This window comes from Geoglobus sp. (assembly GCF_054018175.1).
The window spans coordinates 1-9,556 of record NZ_JBPLZQ010000118.1; the positions used below are offsets into that span (position 1 = coordinate 1).

Sequence of the window (9,556 nt, forward strand, 5' to 3'; positions counted from 1 at the left end):
TGAGTTACATCACCTTCCTCATCTTGAACAGGCTTCTCCTGTACAGCTCTCCTGACACGGCGAACACTATCAGGGCAAAGGCCTAGAGGAGGTCGTATATGAGGTGGTAACCGTGAACCTTCATGAAAACCGCAAGGCTGAAAAGAGCCATGGAGAGGGATATCCCGGACAGCCGATCCACGGACTCTATGGGTAGCTGAATTATTGCCTCTTCGATCTTCTTCTCCTTGATCGTGAAGTAGATTATGGAGATCACGACTGGAAGTGACAGTATGTACGCGAACTGGGAGATCAGGGCGATGTCGTAAGCTACCTTACCGAATTCTGGAATTTCCTTAGAGATAAAGAAGAAAATTGTGACGTAAACGAATGGAAGGCCTATGGTGTTGGGGTTCATGCTCTCCACATCGAACTCCACCACGCTGTAGAGTCTTTGGATTGCGTAAGTGTGGACGGCAATAATCGCCGGAATGAGGATGTACAGGTATATCAGGGTGTAATCGAACGGAAGCTCGAGATCGCCGAGGTCGATGAAGAATTCGATGAATTCTATGAAGGACACGATGAACAGCAGTATCGAGCTCATAAGCAGGTACGTTGTGATGAACTTCCAGAGTGTGGCATCCCCGGCCTTTGGCTTGGAGTGATTGACGAGCATAAGGGTTAGGAAAATGCTCGTGATGAATGCGGTGAGGGTCAGCACGGTTTCAAACACCGGATACGCCATCACATCATGCTTTATTTTCGGCGTTAAAAATCTTTTTGAAACTGATGGTGTGAACTCCACAACGTTTTTAAACTCGTTATGTATTGCTGTGCATATCGAGGTGATCCCATGAAAAGGGTTGCAGTTGCTGTGGGAGTTATCGTGCTTCTGATCGCAGCAGCATTCGTTCTCCAGCACCAGACACAATCGCAGGTTAGAGTTCTGACGATTTCAACCACAACGAGCCTCTACGACACGGGACTGCTTGAGGAGGCCATAGCTCCGGCGTTCAAGGAGAAGTATGGAATAGAACTGCACTTCATTCCCAAGGGCACCGGAGCGGCGATTCAGGACGCTAAGAATGGTGTGAGTGACGCGATAATGGTTCACGCGAGGAGCAAGGAGCTGAAGTTCATGGAGGAGGGCTATGGTGTTGACAGGAAGGTCTTTGCCTACAACTTCTTCGTCATAGTCGGGCCAGAAGACGATCCTGCAGGAATAAAGGGACTCAGCCCTGTGGAGGCACTCAAAAAGATCGCTCAGGCGGGAAGAGAGGGCAAGGCAGTGTGGGTGTCGAGGGATGACGGTTCGGGGACAAACACCAAGGAAATGGCTCTCTGGAAGATGGCAGGTTTTGACTACAGCCAGATAAAGAACGAGAGCTGGTTTGTTGCAACAGGCACCGGAATGGGGGCGACGCTGAACTACGCGAACACCAAGAAAGCATACACTCTCTCCGACACGGGCACGTTTCTCAAATACAGAAAGGAGGGGCTGGTCGATCTCGCAGCTCTGGTGGACAAGGGCGAGGAGCTGATAAACATCTACGCCATAATCCTGATAAACCCGGAGAACTTTGACAAGGACTTTGAGGGCGCGAAGCTGCTCGCGAACTGGCTCACCAGCGAGGAGGGTCAGAGGATAATTGGTGAGTTCGGCAGGGACAAGTTCGGAAAGCCGCTGTTCTACCCAATCGTGGATGTGCTGAAGGAGAGGAAGGAGCCCTACTTCAGCTGGATAGCCAAGTACGGGCTTGTAGAGGACAACGGCGTGGTAACAGAGTGCCCGGAGAAGTTCAGGTACGGAGAGGGAATGACATTCTTCGAGTTCGGTTAACATGGCGTGGGAGTACATAGCTGACGGTCTGGCCGGAGCTGTAAGGCTCGTGGTGAGCGGAAATGCCGAGCTGATGGACATTGCCTTCAGGAGCGTCAAGGTTTCCGGCATTGCAGCGATGCTCGCGGCAATCATTGGCGTACCGCTGGGCGTTGTGATTGGTGTTTCGAGTTTCAGGGGAAAAAACCTGGTTAAATCGGTCTTCAACGCGATGCTCGGAATTCCGACGGTGGTGATGGGCCTCATCCTCTACCTTTTTCTCGCTCCTGCGGGACCCCTTGGAATGCTCGGCCTTCTTTACACAGAGATGGGGATAAGCTTCGGCCAGATGCTCCTGATCCTGCCAATAATCGTGAGCTTCACCGCCAACGCAATAGAAAGCGTTGAGGGCGAGATAAGGGATCTCGTACTGACTCTCGGGGCCAGCAGGGCACAGGCCATGGTGAAGGTCGTGGAGGAGGCGATGTCGGGAATCGCGCTCTCGGTTATAGCTGCGTTCAACAGGGCGATAGCCGAGCTCGGCATCGCACTAATGGTTGGAGGAAACATCTTCGTCAGGAACGGGGAGATGAACACGAGGGTCCTGACCACCTCGATCCAGATGTACGTGGCGAGGGGAGAGATCGAATTTGCAATAGCCCTCGGCACGATACTCCTCGCCATCGTCTTTGCCGTGACCGCTCTCTCCAACTACCTGCAGAGGGTGTGGGCCCATGATCAGGCTTGAGAACGTCAGCAAGAGCTACGGGAACGTGACGGCGCTGAGAGGAGTGAATCTTGAGATCGAGAGGGGTGAGGTTTTCTCCGTGATTGGCAGCAGCGGAGCGGGCAAAACGACCCTGCTGAGGGTCATCTCTATGCTTGAGGAGGACTTTACGGGAAGGTACCTGTTCGACGGGGAGGATGCGAGAAAGAACCCCGACGGCATCAGAAAGAGGGTGACGATGGTCTTCCAGAATCCCGTGGTGTTCAGGGGGAGCGTTTTTGACAACGTTGCGTACGGTCTGAGGATAAGGGGCATCAACGGAAAGGACCTCGAAGACAGGGTTGAGAGGGTGCTCGAGGCCCTTGGAATTCTCGAGCTTGCAGAAAAGAATGCGAAGAATCTAAGTGGAGGGGAGAAGCAGAGGGTTGCGATAGCGAGGGCCTTCGTTATCGATGCCGACGTTTACGCTCTGGACGAGCCCACGGCCAACCTCGATGCCGAGAACGCAAAGGTGGTTGAGAGGACTATCATGGACATGCGCAGGAAGGGGAAAACGATCATTCTCGCCACCCACAACCTGTTTCAGGCTAAGCGCCTGGCAGATCGCACGGCATACATAGAGGGTGGTGAGGTGGTGGAGGTGGAAAAAACAGAAAAGCTGTTTGAAAATCCTGAGGATGAGAGGACAAGGAGGTTTGTGGAGGAGATTGCGTACTACTGAACCTTCCTTGCACTGAAACACACGAAGTCGTTTTCGGAGTGCTTGAGCATCGCCTTCCTGACCTCAACAACCTCAAAGCCCGAGCGTTCGAGCATGTCCCTTACCTCGTCCTCTTCATAGAACCTCGCTATTCTGTAGAAGGGACTGCTCTTCGAGGAGTACTCTCTTCCGAGCCCGGAGTCGAGAGGAACGATGCACGTCACGAGAACACCATCCGGCTTTAGCACCCTCCACGCCTCCTTCAGCACCCTCTCGGGCTCTTCCAGAAAGCATAGTGTGAAAATGAGGTAGACTGAGGAGAAAGACTCGCTAAGGAATGGGAGATGACCTCCATTCGCGAGCACGACCTCGCACCCCCTCTTCCTTGCAATCTCAAGCATGCTGACTGAGATGTCTGCTCCAACATCGATTCCGAGCCTCTGCATGAACCTGCCCGAGCCGCAGCCGATTTCGAGGGATGGTGATGTGGGAAAGGGTATGGTGCGCACCTCAGCCTCGAAGAGATCTGGATTTCTGTCGTACCACGAGTCGTACCTCTCTGCAAGCTCGTCAAAAACCCTGTCGGATTTTTCCATCCGGCAAAAAATGGTTGTGGTGGACAAAAAGGTTTTGATCATGCGAGGCCCTTCAGAACCTCCCTTGCAGTGTGAATGAACTCCTCCATCTCCCTTTCCGTGTGCTTAGCGGAGAGGTGACACCTCTTGAGCGGGTTGGGCGTGAAGAAGATGCCCCTTTTTCTCATTTCCGCCGCAAACCTCCTGAACCTCTCCCTGTCTATGCCCACTATGTCAGCGTAACTCCTCACCTCTCCCTTGGCGAACTGTATGGCAAATATCGACCTGTATCCCACGACCCTCGCGTCAATGTTCAGGTCCTCGATAACGTCGTTCAGGGCTTTCCTGTACTCCTCTCCAAGCTCCGAGATGTACTCCACCACGTTGTCCCTCTCCAGCACCTCGATCGTCTTCTTGACCGCCGCAAGAGCAGCAGGATGCCCGCTGTAGGTTCCCGAGACGAGGACACCGTTGTGGACCATTGACATTATCTCTCTCCTCCCGACTATTGCTGCCACAGGGAATCCGTTGCCCATGGACTTCCCGATGGTCGTTATGTCGGGAGTGACTCCAAACTCCTCCTGAACCCCGTGGATGCTGTGCCTGAAAGCCGTGATGATTTCGTCGAATATCAGCACGCTCCCGTAGCTCTTGGTCTCCTCTCTAAGCGTCCTGAGGAACTTCCTATCCGGGATTATCGCCCCAACGCTGTGCGGTATCGGCTCGAGGATGACTCCCGCAACCTCGTCTCCATGCTCCGCCATGAACTCTTTGAAAGCGTCGCTGTCGTTGAACGGCAGAACCTTGGTGGTTTCGTAGGCCGCTCTCAGAATCCCCTTCGACTGCGGGTAGATTCTGCCCATCATGTCCTCAGGTGGAGAGACGTTGAATGCCACGTAGTCGTGCCACCCGTGGTAGCAGCCCTCGAACTTCACTATATTCTCTCTCCCCGTGTAGGCCCTCGACAGCCTTATCGCGTGGTACGTTGCCTCAGTCCCGGAGTTGACGAAGTTAACCATTTCCGCAGAAGGGATGAGCTCCACCAGCTTTTCGGCCACCTCGACCTCTAGCTCGCAAACCCCAGCACCGTAAAGCACGCCCTCGTCTATCTGCTCCTTCACCGCCTCATTCACTTCCGGGTGGTTGTGGCCCAGCAGTATCGGGCCGAAGGCGAGGTGGTAGTCTGTGTACTCCCTGCCATCAACGTCCACCATCCTGCACCCGTACGCCCTCTTCGGGACGAAAGGGAACGGATAGTGGGTCTCCGCCCTCAGACCCGTTTGGGCGGCTCTGGGTATTATCCTACCAGCCCTCTCGTACACTTCCTCACTCCTCAACAGTCTCACCTCTCAACCTGCTGTTGTATATCCTGAGGCCCAGCAGCGTCCCAGCGCCGAGGGCAATTGGAATAACGTGCAGCGTTGCCCCGCTAACGCCGAGAATGCCGAGAACTGCCTTGAACTCTCTCCTGAGCGGTTTTCCGAAGTGGCCCGTTATGGCGACGGCGAGCATGTACATGACGAGCAGGCTTGCCAGGAAGTAGTACAGCACCTTCAGGATCGTGAACATGTCCCAGTTCTGCACGGTTATCAGGAACATCTCCGGGTGGGTGAAGTAGATGTACGGCCCGATGTAGCCTGCGAGCGCGTACTTGACAGAATTCCTTGCTGTCTTCCAGAAGTCGCTCCCCGCTAAAGCTGAACCTGCGTAGGCCGCGAGGGCAACTGGCGGTGTGAGATCCGCGAGAATGCCAAAGTAGAAGACGAAGAAGTGAGCTGCAAGAAGGGCTGTGGCAGTTGCCGTGCCGGGAACGAGCGCATCGTAGATGGCATTGCCAGCTACGGCGTTGAACACTGCCGGGGCTGCAACGAGAGAGGTTATGACGTAGTTTGCGGTTGTCGGCACCCCCATGCCGAGGATCAGGCTGAATATCATGGCCATCACCAGCAGGAGCATGAGATATCCCCCGGTCAGGTCTATGAGCTTGTATCCGAGGCTCGTGACAAGGCCGGTCATCGTCAGGACACCCTGTATGAGCCCGGCGCTTGCAGCGGCGAGCATGACGCTCGTGCTTGTTATGCCCGCGTCAATCATCGACTCGTAGGTCGCGAAGGACATCTTCTTCCCAACTTCCGTCTTCGAGACTCTGCCGATAATGACCGAGAAAACGATTCCGAAGACGCCGCTCATCAGGAGTATTGCCTCCTTTCTCAGCCCGAGGAACTTGCAGAACGCCGCGAAGGCTATGAAGAGAAGGCTGATGTAGAGCTTCTCGTTGAACTCTATTCTGCTGGTGAACGCGAGAACTACAAGCGCGAGCGCGAGCAGCAGAAGGAGTGGGGCGGTGATATGGGACAGCTCTCTGCCGGAGAACATCAGCAGAATTGCCGTGATGACGAAGGGGACGTATATCTTCTCATCGCCTGGAATCTCGTCCTTTGAGATCCAGGCAACCCATATGGCGATTCCGAGTGACGAGATCGCGGCGATGTGCGGGGCGATCCCCCAGACAAGTGCGATAGTTATTACCGCTATTGGCAGGAGGATGTAAAGCTTCCTGATGAAGTAGCTGAGCGGGGTGAATGAATCCCTCGAAAGCCCCTTCAGGCCGAGCCTCTTGGTCTCGAGGTCTATGAAAATGTAGACTCCGGCGTAATAGATCAGCGCAGGCAGAATTGCAGCGATTATCAGCTTGTTGTAAGGCACTCCGAGAAACTGGGCCATGATGAAGGCTGCGGCACCCATTATCGGCGGCATGAGCTGACCTCCAGTTGACGCCACGGGTTCGACGGCTCCCGCGGTTTCGGAAGGGTAGCCGGCTTTCTTCATCAGGGGGATCGTGAACGTTCCTGTTGTGAGGACGTTCGCAACCGAACTGCCGCTGACCGTTCCCATGAGACCGCTTGAAACAACTGCCGCCTTGGCTGGCCCTCCCTGCCTCGGTCCGAAGAGAGAGATCATGAATCTGGTTACGTAGTCGCTAACGCCAATCCTAAGCAGGAAAGCTCCGAAGAAGACGAACGCGAAGACGTAGATGGTCATCACGTAGAACGGAATTCCGAATATCCCCTGATCGAGGTAGAGGTATTGAACAAATCTGCTCCAGTTGAACATGGTGTCCCTTATGCCGTAAGCCAGGAAAGCAAGGACAATTGCTGGCAGAATCCATCCGACCGTCCTCCTCGTTGCCTCGAGCACGACTGCAATGGCTATCAGCCCGAAGATCACGTCGTAGGTGTTGACGTCGTAGAAGACCATGTACGTTGGAAAGCGGTAGAACATGTAGAACATGCTCACAAGGCTTAGGGCGATGAACACCCAGTCGTAGAGCTGCACGCTCTTCAGGTACTTCTCCCTGTCCCTTATCGGGTATCTGAGGAACGCTATCACCAGGATCATGGCGAGGACGAAAGCCTCTCCCTGCTTGTCCTGAAAGTCCAGCCTTAGCAATGGTATTTTGTATCCGAGCCTCGCAACGACGTCATAAATTGAGTACGTGAAGTTGAATATGAACAGAATCTCGTAAATCCCTATGAGGATCGCGGCGATTTTCACCACGGTCATCAGTCTCTCTGACAGTGTCCTGGTCCTCTCGAGGGCGACGTACTTCTCCACCTCTTCCATTATGTCCGTCATCACATCACCTCGCGATGGTCATTATGGCCGGGACCCTCTCGACCCTGAGCGTTAAAAAACCATCCTCCGCTGGCTGCACAAGCGCCAGCCTGCCGTTAACATACACTCTGAAGCTGTTCACGTCTATGAACCAGTACTCCCACTCCTTTCCGAGGTAATCGTTCATCTCCTTCACCAGGTACCGGCCCTCAATCCTTCCTTCGAGTGGCTGTCCGGCGAGAAAATCCTGCCACCTTTCCTCCCTGATGTAAATTCCACTGTCGTTGACATCGTAGATGTCCTCCACGTCTGTCAGGGAAACGCTGTGGGTGTACTCTATCGACACGGTCAGGGTGGTGGAGAGTGGGACGACGACCTGGTTTGAGTTGAAGGATATTACTATGACCGTAACAGGACGGATGAGGAGGTAAATAAGAGCGATACAAACGCCAAAAAATAAAAAATAAGGGCGTTTGTTCAATCAGATACACCTCACGGCTTGAGCTCCGCAGGAACGGTTATGCCGTGCTCCTCATAATACTTTATGGCTCCCGGATGCAGGGGGATCATCAACCCCTCGAAGGCCTTGTTCATGTCAATCTGCTTTGCAACCTGGTGAGCCTTGGCGAGCTCGTCGATGTTCTCATAGAGAACCTTCGTCATCTCGTAGACCACCTCGTCAGGCACGTCCTTGTGGACCGCAAGCGTAGCCTTCACGGCTATGGTCTGCACGTCCTCGTCCTGTCCGTTGTACGTGCCTGCCGGGACCGTGACCTTCACGTAGAACGGATACCCCTCGTCGTGCAGCTTCTGCACGACGTCATCCGGGATCGGAAGCAGCCTGACCGGAACCTTGACGGCAATCTGGTCAATGGCGGGAGCTGGATATGCAATCACCGTAAATTCAGCGTCCACTTGCCCGAGAACGAGGCTCTGTGCCGCCTCGCTGAAGGTCTGGTACACAGGCTCGATGTCGTCCCAGATTCCTGCAGCCTTCAGAACCCTCTCGGCAGTTGCAGCGACGCCACTCCCTGCAGCTCCAACAACTACCTTCTTGCCTTTCAGGTCTTCGAGCGTGTAGATGTCGCTGTCAGCCCTAACAACTATCTGCACCGGTTCCGGATAAAGCGTGCCTATTCCCCTGAGCTCCTTCACCGGCTTTCCATCAAACTGGAACTTTCCGTTCCATGCATAGTAGGTGACATCGTTCTGGATTATGGCCGCGAGAGCCTCTCCCTTACCAATCGCCTTGGCGTTTGCCACACTCGCACCGCTCGTAACACCCTTGGCGTAGATCATGTCGCTCTTCTTGTTCAGGACCTTGGCGAACATCGAACCGACTGCAAAGTACACGCTTCCAGGGCCGGAGCCTGTGTATATCGTTATGATGTACTTTCCGTCCTCTGTTTTTGGGATTTTCACTCCTTCGGCCTTTTCCGGTGTTGGCGTTGGTGTTGCGGCGGGTTTTTCCTGCTGGGCACATCCTGCCAGTGCCACACCCATCGCGAGAACCAACATCAGGGCCAGATATGCTTTAGATCTCATCCAACCACCTCAGGTTTTTGAGTTCACACCTAAAAATTCCATGCCCGTCCTCTCTCTGGAGCACCGGACAAGTTTAAAAAGACTGAGTGGATTGAAGGTATATAAAATTTGCGATGATAAATCACAATGAATCTAATTCAGACGAGGTCACCTATGTCCTCAAGCCTCTCGAACCTCTCGTTTGATGCGAGTATCCTGATCTCCACGTCCACTCCTCTCTCCATCAGGTACGCGAGGGGGGTTGAGCCGGCTATGACAACCACTCCTGACCTGTAATTGCTTACCGGAATGCCAAGGGCGTCACCTTCGGCTCCGCTGACATACACTGCCCCGTTGATGCCCAGCCTTTTCAGCATCTTCAGGACTGATAGCGCCTTTCTTCTCAGAATTCTGGGTATCTCCCTGACGTCTGCTGGTACCGTGCCGTATCCCATCTCCACAGCATCTTTAACGCTGCACAGTCCACTCCTGATAAACAGATCCACGGGGTCGAGTGTGGACCCGTAGTACGATATCGCGTGAACGAACCTGACGGGGCGCCAGTCGAGGTACTGAAGCACGCCTGCAAATGTCGGTGTCGAACCTATTCTGTT

The 9,556-nt window shown here is 54.0% G+C and carries 10 protein-coding genes; 3 read left to right on the forward strand and 7 right to left on the reverse strand.

From position 1 onward, the window contains the following. Window positions 1-82 precede the first annotated feature (82 nt). The gene (locus ACXJJC_RS09220; RefSeq protein ID WP_456371230.1) at window positions 83-727 is read right to left on the reverse strand and encodes a hypothetical protein; all 645 of its coding nucleotides are present in this window, start codon (window positions 725-727) and stop codon (window positions 83-85) included. A 108-nt stretch (window positions 728-835) separates the two neighbouring features. On the opposite strand from ACXJJC_RS09220, the gene ACXJJC_RS09225 reads away from it, so the two are divergent. Genes ACXJJC_RS09225 through ACXJJC_RS09235 form a run of 3 tightly spaced genes read left to right on the forward strand, consistent with a single transcriptional unit; the run spans window position 836 to window position 3,249 of the window. Further along, window positions 836-1,822: an ABC transporter substrate-binding protein gene (locus ACXJJC_RS09225; protein ID WP_456371232.1), complete on the forward strand. Its 987-nt coding sequence runs from the start codon at window positions 836-838 to the stop codon at window positions 1,820-1,822. A 1-nt stretch (window position 1,823) separates the two neighbouring features. After that, window positions 1,824-2,549, forward strand: coding sequence for an ABC transporter permease (locus ACXJJC_RS09230; RefSeq protein WP_456371234.1), 726 nt, complete (start codon window positions 1,824-1,826; stop codon window positions 2,547-2,549). Further along, window positions 2,536-3,249 carry an ABC transporter ATP-binding protein gene (locus ACXJJC_RS09235; RefSeq protein ID WP_456371236.1) on the forward strand — a complete coding sequence of 238 codons (714 nt, stop codon included), beginning with the start codon at window positions 2,536-2,538 and terminating at the stop codon, window positions 3,247-3,249. The genes ACXJJC_RS09230 and ACXJJC_RS09235 overlap by 14 nt, the downstream gene beginning before the upstream one ends. Here ACXJJC_RS09235 and ACXJJC_RS09240 read toward each other — a convergent pair. The 6 genes from ACXJJC_RS09240 to ACXJJC_RS09265 form a co-directional block, all read right to left on the reverse strand. Further along, complete coding sequence (locus tag ACXJJC_RS09240) at window positions 3,243-3,824, reverse strand: class I SAM-dependent methyltransferase (RefSeq protein WP_456371238.1); 582 nt, start codon at window positions 3,822-3,824, stop codon at window positions 3,243-3,245. The genes ACXJJC_RS09235 and ACXJJC_RS09240 overlap by 7 nt on opposite strands. Window positions 3,825-3,862: 38 nt before the next feature. Then, window positions 3,863-5,140 carry an aspartate aminotransferase family protein gene (locus tag ACXJJC_RS09245; RefSeq protein WP_456371240.1) on the reverse strand — a complete coding sequence of 426 codons (1,278 nt, stop codon included), beginning with the start codon at window positions 5,138-5,140 and terminating at the stop codon, window positions 3,863-3,865. Next, entirely contained in the window at window positions 5,130-7,439 is a 2,310-nt protein-coding gene (locus ACXJJC_RS09250; RefSeq protein WP_456371242.1) for a TRAP transporter permease, read from the reverse strand. The genes ACXJJC_RS09245 and ACXJJC_RS09250 overlap by 11 nt, the downstream gene beginning before the upstream one ends. A 4-nt stretch (window positions 7,440-7,443) precedes the next feature. Then, window positions 7,444-7,899, reverse strand: coding sequence for a DUF1850 domain-containing protein (locus tag ACXJJC_RS09255; RefSeq protein WP_456371244.1), 456 nt, complete (start codon window positions 7,897-7,899; stop codon window positions 7,444-7,446). A gap of 11 nt (window positions 7,900-7,910) precedes the next feature. Next, the gene (locus tag ACXJJC_RS09260) at window positions 7,911-8,963 is read right to left on the reverse strand and encodes a TAXI family TRAP transporter solute-binding subunit (RefSeq protein ID WP_456371246.1); all 1,053 of its coding nucleotides are present in this window, start codon (window positions 8,961-8,963) and stop codon (window positions 7,911-7,913) included. Window positions 8,964-9,100: 137 nt separating this feature from the next. Then, a partial coding sequence (locus ACXJJC_RS09265) for an NrpR regulatory domain-containing protein (RefSeq protein WP_456371248.1) occupies window positions 9,101-9,556 on the reverse strand: 456 nt, incomplete at its 5' end.

Excerpts from the sequence above, each read along its gene's own strand:
- ACXJJC_RS09220 (WP_456371230.1), bottom strand. The coding sequence starts at position 727 with ATGGCGTATCCGGTGTTTGAAACCGTGCTGACCCTCACCGCATTCATC.
- ACXJJC_RS09225 (WP_456371232.1), top strand. The coding sequence starts at position 836 with ATGAAAAGGGTTGCAGTTGCTGTGGGAGTTATCGTGCTTCTGATCGCA.
- ACXJJC_RS09230 (WP_456371234.1), top strand. The coding sequence starts at position 1,824 with ATGGCGTGGGAGTACATAGCTGACGGTCTGGCCGGAGCTGTAAGGCTC.
- ACXJJC_RS09235 (WP_456371236.1), top strand. The coding sequence starts at position 2,536 with ATGATCAGGCTTGAGAACGTCAGCAAGAGCTACGGGAACGTGACGGCG.
- ACXJJC_RS09240 (WP_456371238.1), bottom strand. The coding sequence starts at position 3,824 with ATGGAAAAATCCGACAGGGTTTTTGACGAGCTTGCAGAGAGGTACGAC.
- ACXJJC_RS09250 (WP_456371242.1), bottom strand. The coding sequence starts at position 7,439 with ATGACGGACATAATGGAAGAGGTGGAGAAGTACGTCGCCCTCGAGAGG.
- ACXJJC_RS09260 (WP_456371246.1), bottom strand. The coding sequence starts at position 8,963 with ATGAGATCTAAAGCATATCTGGCCCTGATGTTGGTTCTCGCGATGGGT.